Source organism: uncultured Parolsenella sp. (genome assembly GCF_958346945.1).
GTDB lineage: Bacteria > Actinomycetota > Coriobacteriia > Coriobacteriales > Atopobiaceae > Parolsenella.
Genome location: NZ_CATVTL010000010.1, coordinates 20,390 through 39,245 on the forward strand (window position 1 = coordinate 20,390; position 18,856 = coordinate 39,245).

General features: G+C 68.0%; 17 protein-coding genes. 15 read left to right on the top strand and 2 right to left on the bottom strand.

Annotated elements, in window-relative coordinates:
• Positions 1-60: 60 nt before the first annotated feature.
• Genes def through Q3866_RS06315 form a run of 3 tightly spaced genes read left to right on the top strand, consistent with a single transcriptional unit; the run spans position 61 to position 2,957 of the window.
• Positions 61-600, top strand: coding sequence for a peptide deformylase (gene def, locus Q3866_RS06305; protein ID WP_293673431.1), 540 nt, complete (start codon positions 61-63; stop codon positions 598-600).
• 12 nt (positions 601-612) lie between these two features.
• A complete protein-coding gene (gene fmt / locus Q3866_RS06310; RefSeq protein ID WP_301830459.1) occupies positions 613-1,527 on the top strand; it encodes a methionyl-tRNA formyltransferase in 915 nt (304 codons plus the stop codon).
• A complete protein-coding gene (locus Q3866_RS06315; RefSeq protein WP_301830460.1) occupies positions 1,527-2,957 on the top strand; it encodes an RsmB/NOP family class I SAM-dependent RNA methyltransferase in 1,431 nt (476 codons plus the stop codon). Before fmt ends, Q3866_RS06315 begins: the two co-directional genes overlap by 1 nt.
• A gap of 195 nt (positions 2,958-3,152) precedes the next feature.
• On the opposite strand, the gene Q3866_RS06320 is transcribed toward Q3866_RS06315, so the two are convergent.
• Positions 3,153-3,404 (bottom strand): FmdB family zinc ribbon protein, encoded by a 252-nt coding sequence (locus Q3866_RS06320; protein ID WP_293826771.1) that lies wholly within the window; start codon positions 3,402-3,404, stop codon positions 3,153-3,155.
• A 197-nt stretch (positions 3,405-3,601) separates the two neighbouring features.
• Here Q3866_RS06320 and Q3866_RS06325 point away from each other — a divergent pair, with 197 nt between their 5' ends.
• On the top strand, positions 3,602-4,306 hold the full coding sequence (locus Q3866_RS06325; RefSeq protein ID WP_301830461.1) for an HAD family phosphatase: 705 nt from the start codon (positions 3,602-3,604) through the stop codon (positions 4,304-4,306).
• A gap of 7 nt (positions 4,307-4,313) precedes the next feature.
• Positions 4,314-5,066 (top strand): thiamine pyrophosphokinase, encoded by a 753-nt coding sequence (locus Q3866_RS06330; RefSeq protein ID WP_301830462.1) that lies wholly within the window; start codon positions 4,314-4,316, stop codon positions 5,064-5,066.
• Between the two features lie 276 nt (positions 5,067-5,342).
• Here the strand turns inward: Q3866_RS06330 and rpmB are convergent, their stop codons facing one another.
• The gene (gene rpmB, locus Q3866_RS06335) at positions 5,343-5,531 is read right to left on the bottom strand and encodes a 50S ribosomal protein L28 (RefSeq protein ID WP_293674020.1); all 189 of its coding nucleotides are present in this window, start codon (positions 5,529-5,531) and stop codon (positions 5,343-5,345) included.
• 220 nt (positions 5,532-5,751) lie between these two features.
• On the opposite strand from rpmB, the gene Q3866_RS06340 reads away from it, so the two are divergent.
• The 10 genes from Q3866_RS06340 to ftsY all read left to right on the top strand — a co-directional run bounded on the left by Q3866_RS06340 (position 5,752) and on the right by ftsY (position 18,843).
• Complete coding sequence (locus Q3866_RS06340; protein WP_301830463.1) at positions 5,752-6,261, top strand: MarR family winged helix-turn-helix transcriptional regulator; 510 nt, start codon at positions 5,752-5,754, stop codon at positions 6,259-6,261.
• A gap of 170 nt (positions 6,262-6,431) precedes the next feature.
• Positions 6,432-8,654, top strand: a complete 2,223-nt coding sequence (locus Q3866_RS06345) for an ABC transporter ATP-binding protein (RefSeq protein ID WP_301830464.1) — start codon at positions 6,432-6,434, stop codon at positions 8,652-8,654.
• Positions 8,654-10,498 (top strand): ABC transporter ATP-binding protein, encoded by a 1,845-nt coding sequence (locus tag Q3866_RS06350; protein WP_301830466.1) that lies wholly within the window; start codon positions 8,654-8,656, stop codon positions 10,496-10,498. Before Q3866_RS06345 ends, Q3866_RS06350 begins: the two co-directional genes overlap by 1 nt.
• Positions 10,499-10,970: 472 nt before the next feature.
• Complete coding sequence (locus Q3866_RS06355) at positions 10,971-11,453, top strand: ATPase (protein ID WP_293674016.1); 483 nt, start codon at positions 10,971-10,973, stop codon at positions 11,451-11,453.
• 9 nt (positions 11,454-11,462) lie between these two features.
• Entirely contained in the window at positions 11,463-12,038 is a 576-nt protein-coding gene (locus tag Q3866_RS06360) for a DUF177 domain-containing protein (protein ID WP_293674015.1), read from the top strand.
• A 123-nt stretch (positions 12,039-12,161) separates the two neighbouring features.
• The gene (gene rpmF / locus Q3866_RS06365) at positions 12,162-12,341 is read left to right on the top strand and encodes a 50S ribosomal protein L32 (protein WP_293674014.1); all 180 of its coding nucleotides are present in this window, start codon (positions 12,162-12,164) and stop codon (positions 12,339-12,341) included.
• Positions 12,342-12,440: 99 nt separating this feature from the next.
• Positions 12,441-13,433 carry a phosphate acyltransferase PlsX gene (gene plsX / locus Q3866_RS06370; RefSeq protein WP_301830469.1) on the top strand — a complete coding sequence of 331 codons (993 nt, stop codon included), beginning with the start codon at positions 12,441-12,443 and terminating at the stop codon, positions 13,431-13,433.
• 216 nt (positions 13,434-13,649) lie between these two features.
• Complete coding sequence (gene rnc / locus Q3866_RS06375) at positions 13,650-14,366, top strand: ribonuclease III (RefSeq protein WP_301830472.1); 717 nt, start codon at positions 13,650-13,652, stop codon at positions 14,364-14,366.
• Positions 14,357-17,944, top strand: a complete 3,588-nt coding sequence (gene smc / locus Q3866_RS06380; protein ID WP_301830474.1) for a chromosome segregation protein SMC — start codon at positions 14,357-14,359, stop codon at positions 17,942-17,944. The genes rnc and smc overlap by 10 nt, the downstream gene beginning before the upstream one ends.
• On the top strand, positions 17,944-18,843 hold the full coding sequence (ftsY, locus tag Q3866_RS06385; RefSeq protein ID WP_301830476.1) for a signal recognition particle-docking protein FtsY: 900 nt from the start codon (positions 17,944-17,946) through the stop codon (positions 18,841-18,843). Before smc ends, ftsY begins: the two co-directional genes overlap by 1 nt.
• Positions 18,844-18,856 lie beyond the last annotated feature (13 nt).

Sequence of the window (18,856 nt, forward strand, 5' to 3'; positions counted from 1 at the left end):
TTGGTATGATTGTTGCAACTGACTGTTCGCCCCGCTAGCGGGGCTTGTGTGAGGAGCGCCATGAGCACCAAGGACATCCTGCTTACCCCCGACCCGCGCCTGTCGCAGGTCTGCGAGCCCATCACCGAGATCAATGACGACGTGCGCGCCCTGGCCCAGCGCATGCTCGAGGACATGTACGAGGCCGACGGCTGCGGCCTCGCCGCCCCTCAGATCGGCGAGATGGTCCGCATGGTCGTCATCGACTGCGACTACACGGACGAGAAGGGCAGCGAGAACCCCTACGTCCTCATCAATCCCAAGATCATTAAGGCCGACGGTGCCCTGCGCCGCTTCAGCGAGGGCTGCCTGTCGTTCCCGGGCATCTCGGTCGACATCGACCGCCCGAGCCACGTCATCGTTCACGCCACGAACCTCGACGGTGACCTCATGCAGTACGAGGCCGAGAACAACCTGCTGGCCGTGTGCCTGCAGCACGAGATCGACCACCTCGACGGCGTGACTATGGTCGACCACCTGCCGCCCCTCAAGCGCGCCAAGGCGCTTCAGGAGTGCGAGAGGGCCATGGCCGAGGGCGCCCGTCCCGGCGAGACCGAGTAGCGAGGAGCACCCATGCGCATCGTCTTCATGGGCACGCCCGACTTTGCCGTGCCCTCCCTCGAGGCCGTTGCCAATGCGTTCGAGGTCTGCCGCGTCGTGACGCGCCCCGACGCGGTGCGCGGCCGCGGCAAGCGCCTCGAGCCGAGCCCCGTCAAGGCCAAGGCACTGGAGCTGGGCCTCTCCGTCACCGAGACCAACCGCATGACGCCCGAGGTCATCGACCAGATTCGCGCCCTCGGGGCAGACCTGTGCGTCGTGGCCGCCTATGGCTGCATTCTGCCCGACGCCCTGCTCGAGCTCTTTCCCCTGGGCTGCGTCAACGTGCACGCGTCGCTGCTGCCGCGCTGGCGCGGCGCCGCACCCATCCAGCGTGCGGTCCTCGCGGGCGACGAGCTCGTGGGCGCCTCGATCATGGAGGTCGTGCACGAGCTCGACGCGGGCGCCTACTGCGCCCAGGTGAGCACCGCGGCCGCGGGCAAGACGTCCGGCGAGTTGCTCGACGAGGTGGGCCGCCTCGGTTCTGCCGCGCTCGTCGACGCCATCAACGACATCGCCGCCGGTACGGCCACCTGGACGCAGCAGGATGAGACGCTGGTGACCTACGCGCACAAGATCGACAAGGCCGAGATGCGCCTCGATGCCGTCGACTCCGCCACCGACAACGTGCGCCGCGTGCTCGCGAGCACCGACGCCGCGCCCGCCCGCTGCGCGGTCGCCGGCAAGGGCGTGCGCCTCATGCGCGCCGCCACCTGCGATGATTCCGTGGCACAGGGGCACGTGCTCGTGAGCCATGGCCGCGTCGTGCTGGGCTGCGCCGACGGTGCGCTCGAGGTGCTCGAGGTCAAGCCCGACGGAAAGCGCCAGATGGCCGCGAGCGCCTGGGCCGCGGGACTTCGCGGCGACGACCTTGCCTGGGAGCGTGTCTGATGACGGTCGCAAGCCCCGCGCGCACCACGGCGCTGCGCCTCCTGTCGCTCCAACGCCGCCGTGGCGCCCGCGCCCGTGACCTGCTCCGCAGCGCCCACGAGATGGATGCGCTCGGCCGCAAGGCGCGCTCGCTCGCCACGAGGCTCGTGCTGGGCGTCAACGTCGCCGCAGGCGAGCTCGATCGCCGCATCGATTCGTTCGCGAGCCGCCCGGGCTCCATCCAGCCCCGTGTGCGCGACGCCCTGCGCCTCGCATCGTTCGAGGTCCTCTACCTCGAGACGCCCCCGCAGGTTGCCGTGAGCCAGGGCGTTGAGCTCGTGCGCAGCGTGCAGCCGCGCGCCGCGGGCATGGCCAACGCCGTGCTGCGCCGCGTCAAGGCGTGCCGCCCCGAGGTCGACGCCGCCCGCAGCCGCGTCTGCCGCCTCGCCCAGGGCGAGGAGTGCGCGCTCAGCACCCTCGACCTCGCCGTTGCCTCGGGCTATCCCCAGTGGCTGTGCGAGTCCGTGCTTGCCGAGCTGGGGGAGCGTGACGCCGCGAGGATGGCGTGCGCCGCGCTCGACCCCGCGCCCATCTACGTGGCCCAGGGCCGCGCGGAGGTTGACACGGCGGACCTCGCCGACCATCTCTCGCGCCTGGCCGACGAGTGCGAGCCCACGAGTCTTCCCGCGAGCTGGAAGCTCTCGAGCGGTGCGCGCCTTGCCCGCACAGGGCTCGTGGCGTCGTGCGACGTCGCGGTCGCGGACCTCTCGGCTCAGATCGTCTGCCGCGTGGCCGCTCCCGCCCAGGGCCGTGTCCTCGAGGTGGGGCAGGGACGCGCCACCAAGTCGCTGCTGCTCGCGCGTGCCATGGACGAGCTGGGTGCCACGCCCTCCATCGCGGGGTGCGAGCTCGTGGGTTCCAAGGTGGCCCTCGCCCGTGCGCGTATGAAGACGGCGGGCCTTGCCGGGACCGTGAGCTGCACCGAGTTCGACGCCACCAGGCTTGGCGAGGACGAGCTGCCTGCCGAGCTCTCGGGCTCGTTCTCGTCCGTGCTCGTCGATGCCCCCTGCTCGGGCACCGGCACGATGCGCCGCCACCCCGAGATTCCCTGGACGCTCGAGGCTTCCTCGCTCGATCCCGCGAACCCCGAGGGATTGCCGGCCCTGCAGCTCTCGATTCTTTCCGCCGCGAGCCGGCGCGTGGTGCCGGGCGGCTCGCTCGTCTACGCCACCTGCTCGGTGCTTGCCTGCGAGAACGAGGACGTCGTCGATGCCTTCCTCGCGAGCGACGCCGGTAGTGCCTTCGAGCTTGCGAGTGTGACGGACTCCCTCGGCATCGCCTTGCTCGAGCCTGGAGCTCTCTCCTGGGTCACTAGCCGCGGCATGTACCGCTCGATTCCCTGCGCGGGTGGCCCCGACGGCCACTTCTGCGCCCGTCTCGTCCACCGCTAGCTGGGACACTTTCGCCCGTAGCCTTACTGTCCCACCTTACCTGCGGTTTGGGACAGAAAGGCTACGGGCTAATTTGTCCCAAAACAGAAGAAGGACGCGACGCCGTGGGTGGCGTTGCGCCCTTCTCGCATTGATGGGTCACAGCGGGTATGCTAGCCCGGCCGGTGCGGGGCAGCGAGGCTCCCGCCAAGCCCCTTACGCGCCGCAGCTCGCGCAGTCGTGGCCCGCGCAGCCCGAGCAGCCCGAGGTGGCGTCGGTGGCGCTGTTGCCGCCGCGCTGGTCGGTGTTGTAGAAGCCCGAGCCCTTGAACGTGATGCTCGAGGCCGAGAAGACGCGCTCGGCCGGCTTGCCGCAGTTCGGGCAGGTGATGCTCGGGCGCTCCGACATCGGGTGCTCGACCTCAAAGACCTTGCCGCAGCCGGTGCATCGATAGTCGTAACGTGCCATGTGCCAAAACCTCCGTGAACCCTCGCCGCGCGGGCGAGCTCTGTGCATAGAAATGCGGCCCTGCGGCCGCAGGAGATACTTTACCCAAACTTTGGCTCGCGTGTCACCGGCGCGACGTTTAGAACGCTACCTCGACAAGCTCGTATACTTAAAACATCTGTCTCGCCGCGCCCGCGGCAAACCTAGGGGAGGCACCCGTGTCAAAGATCTCTGGCGCCATTTTCGACTGTGACGGCACCCTGCTCGACTCGATGGGCATGTGGATGAACATGTTCTCGACCCTCATCTCGGGCTATGGCGTCGAGCCCACGCAGGAGCTCCTCGACACCGTCGAGGCCATGACGCTGATGCAGGCCTGCGAGTTTCTCCACAGCGAGTTCTGCATGAGCGACGACCCCGACTCTCTGCTCGTCAAGATCTATGACTTCGTGACGCGCGCCTACGAGAACGACATCGTCGAGATGCCGGGTGCCCACGCCTTCGTCGAGAGTCTGCACCAGGCAGGCGTGCCCATGATCGTCGCGAGCTCCACGCCACGGCGGCTCGTGATCCGTGCGCTCGAGTGCCACGGCCTGCTTGGCTACTTCGACGACGTCCTGTGCACGGAGGGCGTGCGAGACGGGCGCGACAAGGACTTCCCCGACGTCTACCTCGAGGCGCTCGAGCGCCTGGGCACACCGCTTGCCGAGACCTGGGTCTTCGAGGACGCCCCGTTCGCCGTGCGCTCCGCGCGCCGCGCGGGCTTCCACGTCGCTGGCATCCACAACGACCACGACGGGCGCGACGCCAACTTCATCCGCTCTTGGTCCGACCTCTACTCCGAGAACTACGGCAGCATTTCGCTTTCGGCCATCGAGGCGTTCGACGACGCCACCCGCAGGCCCAGCCCCGAGGAGGTCTAAGGCTCCCATGCGTGTTCTTCTCGTAGCAGGCTCTCCCGAGCCCAGCAGCGCAGCCACCCTTTCCGAGCTTGCCCGCGAGGCCGAGACGGTCGTGGCAATCGACCGTGGCGCCGAGGCGTGCCGGGCGGCGGGCATTGTTCCCGATGCCTTTTGCGGCGACGCCGACACCGTGAGCGCGGACACCCTCGCCTGGGTGCGCGACCACGCGAGCGCCTCGGCCGCGGCCACCACCGGCCAGCACCTCGACGTGACGCCCGCTGACGACGTGCGCGAGACGCCCCAGATTCACGGCCTTCACGGTGAGCTGGGTATCCGGCTCTTTCCGCCCGCGAAGTACGACACCGACCTCTCGCTGGGCTTTGCCTGTGCCCGCCAGATCGCCTCGGAGCGTGGCGAGGACCTTGAGGTCACGGTCACCTGTGCGAGCGCTGGCCGTATGGACCATGCCCTGGCCGTCTTTGGGGTGCTCGCCTCGAACGCCGACCTCGCGCCCTCGCTTGTCGAGGACGCCTTCACCTGCCGCATCCTCTCGCCGCGCGGCAGCCAGACGTGGGAGCTGGGGGAGCGAGCTTGCGGCTGTCACTTCTCCTTCGTGGCGCTTGCCGACGCGAGCGTGGTGAGCGAACGCGGCATGCGCTGGGAGCTCGACCACTTCCGCGTCGACGCCCTGCGCGACCGCGGCATCTCGAACGTCATCGACGCCGATGACGCCGCAATCACCTGCCACGTGGGCATCGTGGCGGCGTTTCTCATCCGCTAGGTCCTTGTTTAACGATTGCGTTGGTCCCGTACGAGCAGTTGCTGGTGCGGGGCCATATTCGTGTCGTCCCCTTGTTCTCACGGGCGGCGTCGGTCGTGCCCCGGGCTACGCGTTCCACGGCGTCGCGTGCCGCTTGCGAACCCGGACGTGCGCACCTCGTCGTGGCGCCGCGCCGCTCGTGCCCGGTCAACGGGGGAGCGGCAACAAAAAAAGGAGCCGCCGAAACCGGCGACTCCCCGACAATGCATATGAGCTGCGTTTGCAGCGAGCTCGCTACTAGGAGCGGGCGACCTTGCCAGACTTGAGGCAGGTGGAGCAGACGTTCATCTTCTGCTTGTGGCCGTCGACGACAACCGTGACGTGCTGGATGTTCGGACGGAACTTGCGGTTGGTGACGCGGTGCGAGTGGCTGATCGAACGACCGGCAACGGCGTGCTTGCCGCAGATGGCGCAAACCTTAGACATTGTTGTACCTCCATGTAAGCGGCGCATCTTGCAACCGCCTTCGACGCATAGCTGGTTAAGAATAACACAGCACCAGCGCCCTGCAAGCAGTTTTCGCCGAGATGTTGTGTCCTTGATGTGAAGTCTACCTCAATGTGGGGTCTCGTGAAATCGGAGGAACCAAATGGCTATATTCCTAACAATGAAAACTAACGCTAGAAACTATTTGGAGGAGTTACGCATGACCCAGCATGACGCATTCTCCGGGCTTATGCGGGATGCGAGCGCTTCGTCGCCCAGCGAGGAGTGGCTCGCGCGCGCCCTCGAGCTTCTGAGGGAGGGTCGCAGGGTCATGAGCCTGCGACCCGAGCCCACCGTGAGCGAGGCCACGCGCGGCATGCCTGCCGTGATGCAGGCGCTCATCGAGGAGGGCCACCCGATGTCTCCCAGCGAACTCGCCCGCAAGGCCGGCGTGTCCGACGCGCGCATCGCCAACACCCTGCGCGCCCTCGAGAAGCGCGGCTACGTGGAGCGACGCGGCTGCGAGCACGACCGCAGGCGCGTCGAGGTGCTCGTGACCGAGAAGGGCTACGAGGTGGCAAGCAAGCACTTCGAGGAGTGCCTCGACCTCATCGCGCGCTTCCTTGAGGAGCTGGGGCCCGAGGACACCGAGTCCCTCGTGCACGTCGTGGGGCGCATCGGCGAGGTTATGGAGGCTCGCCGCGCAGAAGGCCGGCAGGTCCACATCTAGCCCGCTACGCGCGCCATCTTCGCCGCGCCCCGCAAGTGCGCGAGGGTCGCGAGCGTTGCGCGCGCCGCAGCCGCCGCGCACACCACAGATATCCATCCACCGGGGAGCCCCGCAGGCCGCGCCGCGGGCCGGGCTCCCGCTGCAACCAACCAAGAAGGAGGCACAGCCGCGTGAAGATCATCAGGCTCTTCAAGAACCACATCCTGGCGCTCGTCACTGCCATCGCGCTCATCGTCATCAGCTGCAACGCAGACCTGGCGCTGCCCACCTACATGAGCGAGATTGTCGACGTGGGCATCCAACAGGGCGGCATCGAGAGCCCCGTGCCCAACACCATCCAGGCAGACGCCCTGTCCGACCTCGAGCTCTTCATGAGCCAGGACGACCAGGACACCGTAGAGGCCGCCTATGGGCAGGCCAACGACGAGGGCGTCCGCGCCTACGTGGGCTCCGAGGCAGACCGTGCCGAGGACGGCGCCGTGACCAACGCCATGAGCCTGCCCGAGACGGTCGTGCTGTCGCTCGAGCAGGGCGTCGACGCCTCGACGCTCGCCGACGGTATGACGGGCGCGCTCGACATGGACACCGTGCGTGCAGCCGTGGCGGCCGGCATGGTCCCGCAGCAGAAGCTCGTCGACGTCGCGAGCGCCATGAGCGACTCTATGGGCTCCATGGGCGGCTCCATCGTCAAGCAACGCGCCATCACCTACGTGCAGCAGCAGTACACCGCCCAGGGCATCAGCCTCGAGGACGTGCAGAACGCCTACCTCTCGCAGATGTCACTCAAGATGTTTGGCCTGTGCCTCGTGTCGCTCGTCGCCACCGTGCTCACGGGCGCCGTGGCCTCGCACACCGCCTGCACCATCGCCCGCGACCTGCGTCGCCAGACCTTCGACGCCGTGATGCACTTCAGCCCGGCCGAGGTGGGCAAGTTCAGCCAGGCCTCGCTTATCACCCGCTGCACCAACGACATCCAGCAGATCCAGATGGCCACCACGCTGTTCATCCGCATGGTGCTCATGGCACCCATCATGGGCGTGGTCGCCGTGCTGCGCGTGCTCGCCACCCACACGGGCCTCGAGTGGACCATCGGTGTGGCCGTCATCGCCGTCTGCGCCGTCGTGGGCGTGCTCATGGGCCTCACGATGCCCAAGTTCAAGGCGATGCAGAAGTTCGTCGACCGCGTGAACCTCGTCGCCCGCGAGATGCTCGACGGCATCATGCCCATCCGCGCCTTTGGCCGCCAGGACCACGAGCTCGAGCGCTTTGACGGCGCGAGCCGCGACCTCATGAGCACCCAGCTGTTCACCAACCGCGCCATGAGCTTCATGATGCCGCTCATGATGCTCGTCATGAACTGCGTCACCGTGCTGATCGTCTGGTTTGGCGCCCATGGCGTGAACGACGGCGTCATGCAGGTAGGCGACATGATGGCCTTCATGTCCTACACGATGCAGATCGTCATGGCCTTCATGATCCTCACGATGGTCTCGGTCATGCTGCCCCGCGCCGAGGTGGCCGCCGAGCGCGTCGACGACGTCCTCAGGACCAAGACCTCGATCGCGGAGCCCGCAAACCCCCAGCTCCCGGCAGCCGATGCGCCGCGCGGCGAGCTCGTCTTCGACGACGTGAGCTTTGCCTACCCCGACGCCTCGGCAGACGTCATCGAGCACGTGAGCTTCACGGTGGGCGCCGGGCAGACCCTCGGCATCATCGGCTCGACAGGCTCGGGCAAGTCGACGCTCGTCCAGCTCATCCCGCGCCTCTACGACGTCACGGGCGGCCGCGTCACCCTCGACGGCGTCGACGTGCGTAACATGGCCCTCTCCGAGCTGCGCCGCCGCATCGGCTACGTGCCGCAGCAGGGCATGCTCTTCTCCGGCACGGTAGAGAGCAACCTCAAGTTCGCCGGCGACTCCGTGACGGATGCCGACATGGAGCGCGCGGCCGGCATCGCCCAGGCGAGCGACTTCATCGCCGAGCGCGAGGGCGGCTACGCCTCCGACATCTCCCAGGGCGGCTCCAACGTCTCGGGCGGGCAGCGACAGCGCCTCGCCATCGCACGCGCCCTCGCCAAGAGGCCCGAGGTCGTCGTGTTCGACGACTCGTTCTCCGCGCTCGACTACAAGACCGACGCTAAGCTGCGCGAGCAGCTGGCGGAGCACGAGAAGGACAGCGCGGTGGTCGTCGTAGCTCAGCGCATCGCCACGATCATGCACGCGACCCAGATCGTCGTGCTCGACGAGGGCAAGGTCGTGGGACAGGGCACGCACGAGGAGCTGCTGCGCAGCTGCCCCGCGTACCTCGAGATCGCCCAGTCGCAGCTCTCGGCTGCCGAGCTGGGGCTCACGCAAGACGAGATTGACCAGGTCATGAAGGGAGGCGAGCGATAATGACGCAGAGCAACGCTAACCAGCGCGGGCCCATGGGCAAGCGCGCGGCCAACTTTGGCGGCGGGCGCTCGGTCGAGAAGGCCAAGGACTTCAAGGGCACCATGCTCAAGCTGCTCACCTACGTGGGCCAGCACAAGATCGCCGTCTTCCTCGGCGTCGCCTTCGCCATGTGCTCGGTCATCTTCAACATCGTCGGCCCCAAGGTCCTGGGCCAGGTCACCACGAAGCTCTACGAGGGCCTCGTCGCCAAGGTGAGCGGCACGGGCTCGGTCGACTTCGACTGGATTGGCCGCACGCTGCTCATCCTGCTGGGGCTCTACCTCGCATCGTCTGCCTGCAACCTCATCCAGGGCTGGCTCATGACGGGCGTCACCCAGAGGATCTGCTACCGCATGCGCAGGCAGATCGCCGAGAAGATCGCCGTCGTGCCCATGAGTTACTTCAACGGCCACAGCAAGGGCGACGTGCTCTCTCGCATCACCAACGACGTCGACACCCTGGGCCAGTCGCTCAACCAGTCGATCACCCAGCTCATCACCTCCGTCACGCAGGTCATCGGCGTGCTCGTCATGATGCTGTCGATCTCGCTTCCGCTCACGGGCGTCACGGTGCTCACCCTGCCGGCCGCGGCGATCATCATGGTCGTCATGATCCACTTCTCGCAGCCCTACTTCCGCGAGCAGCAGCAGGTCCTCGGTGCCGTCAACGGCATCATCGAGGAGGACTTCGCCGGCCAGAACGTCATTCAGGTCTTCGACCGCGCCGACGCCGCCGTGGCCGAGTTCGACGAGAAGAACGACCGCCTGTTCATCTCGGGCTGGCGCTCGCAGTTCCTCTCGGGCGTGATGATGCCGCTCATGGGCCTCGTGGGCAACATGGGCTACGTGGGTGTGGTCGTCGTGGGCGCCCAGCTCGCGCTCACCGGCTCCGCCACCCCCGGCGACATCCAGAGCTTCATCCAGTACGTGCGCAACTTCACTCAGCCGGTGCAGCAGCTCGGCAACGTCTCGAACACCCTGCAGTCGATGGCCGCCGCCACCGAGCGCGTCTTCGAGTTCCTCGAGGCGCCCGAGGAGCAGCAAGCCGTCGAGGCCCAGGTGCCCGCCGTCCGCGACGGCCGCGTCGAGTTCAGCCACGTGCGCTTTGGCTACACGCCCGACAAGACGATCATCCACGACTTCACCTGCGCGGCCGAGCCCGGCCAGACGGTGGCCATCGTGGGCCCTACGGGCGCGGGCAAGACCACGCTCATCAAGCTGCTCCAGCGCTTCTATGACATCGATGGGGGCTCGCTTAAGGTCGACGGCGTCGACGTGCGCGACTGGGACCGCGCCGAGCTCCGCAGCCAGTTCGCGATGGTGCTACAAGACACGTGGCTTTTCAGTGGCACGATTCGCGAGAACATCCGCTACGGCAGGCCCGACGCCTCCGACGCCGAGGTCGAGGCCGCTGCCCGCGCCGCCCGCTGCGACCACTTCATCCACACGCTCGCCGGCGGCTACGACTTCGAGATTAACGAGGAGGGCACGAACCTCTCGCAGGGCCAGCGCCAGCTCGTCACGATCGCCCGCGCGTTTCTCGCCGACCGCCCTGCCCTCATCCTTGACGAGGCGACCTCAAACGTCGACACGCGCACCGAGGAGCTCATCCAGCGCGCGATGGACGCCCTCATGCAAGGCCGCACGAGCTTCGTCATCGCGCACCGCCTCTCCACGATCCGCAACGCAAACGTCATCCTCGTCCTTCGCGACGGCGACATCGTCGAGAAGGGCACCCACGAGGAGCTTCTCGCCAAGGGCGGCTTCTACGCCGAGCTCTACAACTCCCAGTTCGAGGAGGCGTAGGGAGTCTCGGTCAGATGCGAGGGCGCGCCTCTTTGATGCGCGCGTGCGTGGGGCGCGCGGCCGCGAGGCATCGTGGCGCCCCGAGTCGCCGTGCGCCGCTGCGCAACGAGCCCCAGGTGGTGCCGTGCAGCCAATGTGTACGCGAATCATGGCACGCTCAGGGGTTTAGTTTTCTGTCATGATATGGTTAACTCGATGTAGGCCGAGGCGAAGGGGGCTCGGCATACGTCTGAGTGGGGCGCGCTTCCGGCTTGTCCGGGGGCGCGCCTTTTCTCGTGCGTGTGGCACGGTCCGTGCGCGCCGCATTTTGTGACGTTTTGGGACTCATGGCCCGCGCCGCGGGCGGCGCCGCGTCCCCATAGCAGTGCTTATGGTAAGGTAATACGGATAGCGCCAATGGCGCGGCATCGCCGTGCCGCCCGAGGGTCCCGCAAGCGTCTACTGCGGGACATAGCACGAAAGGAGCCTGCGCATGCAGCCAGGTGAGGAGATCGGCAGCTTGGTCGACGAGCTCGAGCAGATGGTCACCGACGCAAAGAAGCCTCTCATGGGTGGCACAGGGACCAACCCCAAGATCATCGACGCCGAAGCCGTCTACGAGCTCATCGACGACATCCGCAATGCCTTCCCGCGCGAGTTCGAGGAGGCCCGCCGCGTCCTCAAGCAGGAGGACGAGATCCTCGCCCACGCGCACCAGACGGCAGACTCCATCGTGGCCGACGCGCAGCAGCAGGCCATGATCCTCGCCGGCGACCAGGAGGTCGTGCGCCTCGCCAACCAGCAGGCCGAGGAGATCCGCGACCAGGCCTCCCAGTACGAGAGGGACCTGCGCTACCACATCAACGACTACGCCGAGGGTGTGCTCACCGGCATCTCCGACAATCTCAAGAGCGTCATCGGCCAGCTCGAGCGCAGCCGCCAGGCGCTTGACGACGGCTCGAACTCGCGCAGGTAGCAGGTGGCCATGGATTCCATCATCATCAAGGTCGACGAGCGTCTCGAGGGTGCCGGCAGCGTCCTGCCTATCTCGGGTCACATCGACCAGGACTCCTACTCGCTCGGCGACCACGACTTCGCGCTGCCGTCCGGCATCGACTACGACCTCGTGCTCACCAACGCCGGCGAGGGCATCTTGGCCTCCGGCATGGTGCGCGCCCACGTCGTGGGAACATGCGACCGCTGCCTCGAGGACGCCGAGTTCGACATCGCCTCAGAGGTCGATGAGTACTTCCTGTTCGAGGCGCCCGCCGAGGAGGAGCTGAACGACGACGAGGACGAGGTCGACTTCTCGCTCGTGTCCGACGACGACACGATCGACCTGGCCGAGCCCATCTTCGCCGCTATCCTCATGGAGACGCCCTACGTGGTGCTGTGCCGCGAGGACTGCAAGGGCCTGTGCCCTCACTGCGGCGCCAACCTCAACGAAGGCGACTGCGGCTGCGCCGAGAAGATGGAGTCGGTCGAGGCCGCCACCGGCCCCTTTGCCGCGCTCGCGGGGCTCAACTTCGACGACGAAGGCGAAGATTCTGCGCAGGAATAGCGAATTGCACCAAATCCTGTGGAGTGCTGGTGCCCTCGGCACCAAACGTGCTATAGTTCCAGTTTGTATGTGAAAGACCGTCGCGCGTACTTGGCGGCGTGAGATTCGTAAGAGAGGTCAACAATGGCAGTACCCAAGCAGAAGAAGGGCCGCGGCGCGACCCACACCCGTCGCTCGGCCAACAGCAAGCTCAGCATGCCGGCCCGTTCCACGTGCCCTCAGTGCGGCGCTGTTAAGCTCCCGCACCGCGTGTGCCCGAGCTGTGGCTACTATAAGGGCCGCGAGGTCATCGTCACCGAGTAGCTGCCCAAATCCTAGAGTGGCCAGGAGGCCGGTCCCAGCGGGCCGGCCTCCTTTTTATGTCGTGGCCGGCACGTCCGGCGCAAGAGGGGAGAGTCACAGATGGTTCGAGTTGTGGTCGACGCCATGGGAGGCGACGAGGGGCCCAAGGCCGTGCTCGAGGGCGTCGAGCGCGCGCTCGCGGCCGACGAGGACCTCACGGTCGTCGTCGCGGGCAACGAAGACGTCGTCGTGCCCTTCTGCGCCAAGCATGCCCGCACCGAGGCGCTCGTGACCACCGAGGTCATCGAGATGGCCGAGCACCCCACGGCCGCCGTCCGCGCCAAGCGCGACTCCTCGATCGTGCGGGGCTGCCGCGCCGTGCGCAGCGGCGACGCTGACGCGTTCTTCTCGCCCGGCTCCACGGGTGCCATCCTGGCTGCCGGCACGCTCGTCGTGGGCCGCGTCAAGGGCGTCGCCCGCGCGGCGCTCGCTACGGCCATGCCCGGCGTCAACGGCCACATGACGACCTTCCTCGACCTTGGCGCCAACGCCGACTGTACGCCCGAGATGATCGTGCAGTTCGCCCGCATGGGAACGGCCTACGCCCAGATCGTGCTGGGCGTCGACGACCCCACCGTGGGCCTGCTCAACAACGGCACCGAGGACACCAAGGGCTCCGAGGCCGCGCTCGCCCGCCACGAGGCGCTCGCCGCCGCCGAGGGCATCAACTTCAGCGGCAACTGCGAGGGCCGCGATATCCTCACCGGCCCCATCGATGTCATCGTGACCGATGGCTTCACGGGCAACGTCGCCCTCAAGACGGTCGAGGGCACGGCCAAGTTCATCGTGGCCGCCCTCAAGGCCGAGGGCGCCAAGAGCAAGAGGGCGGGCCTTGGCGCCCTCATGGTGAAGCCCGCGCTCAAGGGCGTGGCGAGCCTGCTGTCGGGCGACGCCTACGGCGGCGCGGCCTTGCTCGGCCTCAAGGCTCCGGTGCTCGTGGGCCATGGCGCCACCAACCCCGAGGCCATCATGAACGGCACCCTTACTGCGGCCCGCTGCGTGCGCCAGGACCTCTGCGGCAGGCTCGCCCAGGCCATCGCCTCGGCCAAGTAGGCGTGACAAAGGGGCCAGAGCCCTTTGTCATGTTTCCTGAAAATGAGGGACGGCTCTTCGCGCTCCGAGACCCAGACTCTTGCGTCTGTTCGTCCTCTTCCACTGGCCGCGCGGCGCTCGCGCAACGGTGCTGGTACGGGTACAATTGAAGCGTTTGCGGGCCGCCGTCGGGCGGCCTGCTCGTATCTGACACTTACCAACAGATTGGGAGCGCGCATGCCCCATAGCGCCGCAACCGAGCGGATTCGACACATCGAGAAGATCTGCAACCACACCTTCCGCGACCGCGACCTCGTCACGGCCGCCATAACCCACCCCAGCGCCGTCGAGCACCTGCCCGTCTCGGCCTCCTACGAGCGCCTTGAGTTCCTGGGTGACTCGATCCTCGGCGCCATCGTCGCCACCGACCTCTTCGAGCGCTTCGGCGAGATGGACGAGGGCGAGCTCACCCGCCTCAAGATCTCGCTCGTCTCGGGCAAGACGCTCTCCATGGTCTCCGAGCAGCTGGGCATTGGCGAGTGCATCGTGTTCGGCGAGTCCGAGAAGGGCACGGGCGCGCGCGGCCTGCACTCCGCCCTCGAGAACGTCTACGAGTCGGTCGTGGGCGCCCTCTACCTCGACGGTGGCTACGACGTCACGCACGAGTTCGTCTCGCGCACGCTTGGTCCGCACATGTCGCCCGAGCTCGCCGAGCGCCCCGAGAACCCCAAGAGTCGCCTGCAGGAGATCACGCAGCGCGAGCTCCGCTGCGCACCCGAGTACAAGCTCGAGGGCGAGGAGGGCCCGGCCCACAGCCCCACCTTCACCTCCGTCGTGCTCGTTGAGGGCAGGCGCATGGGCCGCGGCCAGGGCTCGTCCAAGAAGCTCGCCGAGAGCGCGGCGGCCGACGACGCCATCAAGCGCCTTGCCGAGGAGGGCGTCAATTGTTCCTGAAGTCCCTCACGCTGAAGGGCTTCAAGTCCTTCGCCGACCGCACCCACATGGTTTTCGACCCGGGCCTCACCGTCGTGGTGGGCCCCAACGGCTCCGGCAAGTCGAACGTGAGCGATGCCATCCTGTGGGTGCTCGGCGAGCAGAGCGCCAAGATGCTGCGCGGCCAGGCCATGGAGGACGTCGTGTTCTCGGGCTCGTCGGCCAGAAAGCCCGTGGGCGTGGCCGAGGTCACCCTCGTGCTCGACAACACCGACCACACGCTGCCGGTCGACTTCACCGAGGTTGGCATCACGAGGCGCATGTATCGCTCGGGCGAGTCCGAGTACCTCATCAACGGTGCCCCCGCCCGCCTCATGGACATCCAGGACATCCTGCACGACTCGGGCCTGGGCAAGGACACCCACTCGATAATCTCGCAGGGCAAGCTCGACTCGATCCTCTCGAGCCGCCCCGAGGAGCGCCGCGCCCTCATCGAGGAGGCGGCCGGGATCTCCAAGCACCGCCGCCGCAAGGAGCGCTCGCTGCGCAAGCTCCAGGACATGGACAAGAACCTCGTGCGCGCCCGCGACGTCGCGCGCGAGATCAACCGCCAGCTGCGCCCCCTCGAGCGCCAGGTCGATCGCGCCAAGCGCTTCAACGAGCTCGATACACGCCTCTCCGAGCTCACCTGCCAGCTCGCCGTTGACGACGTGCGCCGCCTGCAGCGCCAGTGGGCAGACCTCCAGGCCCAGGCCAAGGAGGCCGCCGCTGCCGTCGAGCTCGCGCAGTACCGCGTCGATGAGAAGACCCGCGAGCTCGAGAAGCTCCAGAGCATGCTCGAGCAGAAGGGCCTGTTCGTGGGCGACCTCGGCGAACAGCGCCGCCGCTGCGCCGACATCCTCGGCCGCCTCGAGAGCGACATGCGCCTGCTCGAGGAGAAGGGCCGCAACATGGTCGACCGCCTCTCCGAGACGCGCCTTACGCTCTCGCAGGTCGAGCGCCAGCGCACCGAGGCCCGCAAGGAGGCCGACGACGTCTCCGAGCGCCTCGTCGAGACGCGCGCCGCGGTCGAGAGCCTCACGCGCCAGGTGCGCGAGCTCGACCCCGCCGCCAAGGCGGCCACCGCCGAGCGCCGCGAGGCCGGAGCCGCCCAGGCCCGCCTCACCGACGAGCAGCGCTCCTGCCAGCGCGAGCTCGACCACACCACGCTCGAGCAGGCGAAGCTCAACGAGGAGATCGGCAACGCCGAGGTCCAGGACCAGATGTTCGCGAGCCGCCTCGCCCAGATTGACGAGCAGGTCGAGACCGCCAACGCCGCGCTGGCGTCCCGACGTGCGCGCGCCGAGGAGCTCGAGGGCCAGCTTGTCTGCGCCCGCGAGGCTGCCGAGCAGGCCCGCTCCGCCGTGCCCGAGCGCGCGGCCGCCCACGACGAGGCCCGCGCGGCGGCCAGGCAGGCGCGCCACGAGCTCGACGAGGCCCGAAGCGCCCTTGCCCAGGCCCGTGCCACGCTACGCGCGCTGCGCGACGTCGACGCCCAGCTGGGCGCCGCCACGGGCTCCCTCGAGGGCAGGGTGCTTGCCAACGGCAGCCTTGCCAGCCTCGTTCGCTACCGCCTCGCAGACGTCGTGAGCGCCCCGGCCGAGCTCGATGAGGTCGTCGAGCGCCTCCTCGGTGACGTGCTCGCGGCGCCCGTCGTCGCCACCTCCGAGGACGTCGTGTCGCTCATGGACGCGGCCGCCGCAACCAAGAACGCCGCCGGCGCCCTCACGGTGCTATCGCTTGCCGAGCAGGCCCCGGCCCACGCGGCACAGGCCGGCGAGCGCCTCGTCGACCTGCTTACGGTCGACGTTCGCGCCCGCGGCCTCATGGAGCGTCTGCTGGGAGACGTGCGCGTCGTCGCCAGCGCCGCCGATGCCGTGGCGGGTCACGCCGCCAACCCTGACCTCACCTACGTCACGCGCGAGGGCGTCGTGGCCCTGCCCGACGGCCGCACCCAGGCGGGTGTCTCGGCGGGCGCCGCGGCCGGCACCCTCGAGCGCCGCCGCCGCATCGCCGAGCTCGAGGGCCAGCTGCCCGAGCTCGAGGCAGGCCTTGCCGAGCATGACCAGGCCGTCTCAGATGCATCGGCCGCGGTCGACGCCGCCGCGAGCGCCCTCGCGGACGCCCGCGCCGCCGTGAGCGAGGCCAAGGGCGAGGTGAGCCGCTTCGAGAGCGAGCACGGCTCCGTCACGTCCGAGATCGGCCGCCTCGAGGGCCAGGTCGCGAGCGCTGCCGACGAGCGCGCACAGGTCACCGCCAAGCGCGAGGCCGCCACCGAGCGCGTCGCAAAGGCCCGCCCGCGCCTGGACGAGCTCGCCTCCAAGATCGAGGAGGGGCGCGCCCGCCTCGCGCAGATCGCCGAAGACCTCGCGAAGGCCCAGGACCGCCGCCGCGAGGCGTCGCGTGCCGAGGACAGCGCCACCAAGAAGGCGGCCGACGCCCGCCTCGAGCTCGCCACCTCGCGCGAGCGCCTGAGCCACCTCGAGGGTCGCGAGTCCCAGCTCAAGACCCGCATCGACGAGCTTACCGAGCGCGATCGCGCCGCCCGCGAGGGCACGCGCTCGCTCGAGGTTCTGCGCCTGCGCATCGACCCGCTCCACGAGCGCTACGAGGCAATCCATGCTGCCTGCCTCGAGTGGGCCGAGCGCCTGAGGGACCGCGCGAGCCTTGCCGAGGCAGACTCCGACTCCCTCAAGAAGACGATCGGCGACGCCAAGAAGCAGGTGGCCGACGTCACCACCGAGCTCGAGGCCGCCCGCGCCTCCCAGAACTCCCTCAAGGTCGACTCGGGCAAGCTCGAGGTACGCGTCGAGCAGGCCATCGCGCAGATCACGGCAGACGGCCGCCACGTGCTCGAGGAGGCCCTCCAGATGCCCGAACCCGACGACCGCGAGGCCACCGAGCGCGAGGTCGACGCCCTGCGCCGCCAGATCGACGGGCTGGGCCCCGTGAACCAGGTGGCGATGGACGAGTACGCCAAGCTCAAGGAGCGCGCGGACTACATCGCAGCTCAGCTCGCGGACCTCGAGAGCGCCCGCGGCGCCCTCACCAAGATCACCGCGGCCATCGACCGCAAGATGCGCCGCCAGTTCCTCTCGACGTTCGAGGCCGTGAACGCTAACTTCGTCGAGATATTCGGCATGCTCTTCCCTGGTGGCAGGGCGCACCTCGAGATGACCGACCCCGACCACCCGGCCGAGACGGGCATCGAGGTCGTGGCCCAGCCCCGCGGCAAGCGCATCGCAAAGATGACGCTCATGAGTGGCGGTGAGAAGTCGCTTACGGCCCTCGCGCTGCTCTTCGCCGTCTACCGCACCCGCACGGTGCCGTTCTACGTCTTCGACGAGGTTGAGGCCGCTCTCGACGACTCCAACCTCGACAAGCTGCTCGACGCCATCGAACAGCTCAAGGCCACCACGCAGCTCATCGTCATCTCTCACCAGAGGCGCACGATGGAGCAGGCAGACGTCCTCTATGGCGTCTCCATGCAGGCTGACGGCGTGAGCCATGTTGTATCCCAGCGGCTTGACCGCACGACAGGAAAGGTGGTCGATGCCTGATGGGGCTTGCTGACCGCTTGAAGAAGGGCCTCGAGAAGTCTCGCGAGGCGCTCAACCAGATCTTCTATATGGGCGGCGAGGTCGACGAACAGTTCTGGGAGGACCTCGAGGACACCCTCGTCATGGGCGACATGGGCCCCGAGGTCGCCATGGAGGTCGTCGACGACCTGCGCGAGCTGGCCGCCAAGAAGGCCCTCCACACGGCCGACCAGATGCGCGAGGCCCTGGCCAAGCGCCTGGCCGAGACGTTCCCGGTCGTCAAGACCGACCCGTTCGACGACACGCCGAGCTGCGTGCTGTTCGTGGGCATCAACGGCGCGGGCAAGACCACCACGGTGGGCAAGCTCGCCGGTGCCGCCAAGGAGCGCGGCGAACGCGTCCTCATCGGCGGTGCCGACACCTTCCGCGCCGCGGCGATCGAGCAGCTCAAGGTCTGGGGCGAGCGCAGTGGCGTCGAGGTCGTCACGCGCGAGCGCGGCGCCGACCCCGCGAGCGTCTGCTACGACGTCATCGAGAGCGCCGAGAAGCAGGCCTCTGACCTCGTGCTCATTGACACGGCGGGCCGCCTGCATACGAGCCCCGAGCTCATGCGCGAGCTCGCGAAGGTCGTCTCGGTCACGCGCAAGCGCGCGAGCATGCCCGTGACGGTCGTGCTCGTCGTCGACGCCACGACCGGTCAGAACGGCCTCAACCAGGCGCGCGAATTCAACGACGCTCTCGACCTCGACGGCCTCATCGTGACCAAGCTTGACGGCACCTCCAAGGGTGGCATCGCCGTCAAGATTGCCCACGACCTCGACCTGCCCATCTGGCGCATCGGCGTGGGCGAGCAGATGGAGGATCTCCAGCGCTTCGACGCCCTGGCCTTCTGCCGCGCCCTGGTGGGCGAGAGCCTCTAGGTTGCTTCCTCGC

Coding starts and splice junctions, on each gene's coding strand:
- def (WP_293673431.1), top strand. CDS start 61: ATGAGCACCAAGGACATCCTGCTTACCCCCGACCCGCGCCTGTCGCAG.
- fmt (WP_301830459.1), top strand. CDS start 613: ATGCGCATCGTCTTCATGGGCACGCCCGACTTTGCCGTGCCCTCCCTC.
- Q3866_RS06315 (WP_301830460.1), top strand. CDS start 1,527: ATGACGGTCGCAAGCCCCGCGCGCACCACGGCGCTGCGCCTCCTGTCG.
- Q3866_RS06320 (WP_293826771.1), bottom strand. CDS start 3,404: ATGGCACGTTACGACTATCGATGCACCGGCTGCGGCAAGGTCTTTGAG.
- Q3866_RS06330 (WP_301830462.1), top strand. CDS start 4,314: ATGCGTGTTCTTCTCGTAGCAGGCTCTCCCGAGCCCAGCAGCGCAGCC.
- rpmB (WP_293674020.1), bottom strand. CDS start 5,531: ATGTCTAAGGTTTGCGCCATCTGCGGCAAGCACGCCGTTGCCGGTCGT.
- Q3866_RS06340 (WP_301830463.1), top strand. CDS start 5,752: ATGACCCAGCATGACGCATTCTCCGGGCTTATGCGGGATGCGAGCGCT.
- Q3866_RS06350 (WP_301830466.1), top strand. CDS start 8,654: ATGACGCAGAGCAACGCTAACCAGCGCGGGCCCATGGGCAAGCGCGCG.
- Q3866_RS06355 (WP_293674016.1), top strand. CDS start 10,971: ATGCAGCCAGGTGAGGAGATCGGCAGCTTGGTCGACGAGCTCGAGCAG.
- Q3866_RS06360 (WP_293674015.1), top strand. CDS start 11,463: ATGGATTCCATCATCATCAAGGTCGACGAGCGTCTCGAGGGTGCCGGC.
- rpmF (WP_293674014.1), top strand. CDS start 12,162: ATGGCAGTACCCAAGCAGAAGAAGGGCCGCGGCGCGACCCACACCCGT.
- plsX (WP_301830469.1), top strand. CDS start 12,441: ATGGTTCGAGTTGTGGTCGACGCCATGGGAGGCGACGAGGGGCCCAAG.
- rnc (WP_301830472.1), top strand. CDS start 13,650: ATGCCCCATAGCGCCGCAACCGAGCGGATTCGACACATCGAGAAGATC.
- ftsY (WP_301830476.1), top strand. CDS start 17,944: ATGGGGCTTGCTGACCGCTTGAAGAAGGGCCTCGAGAAGTCTCGCGAG.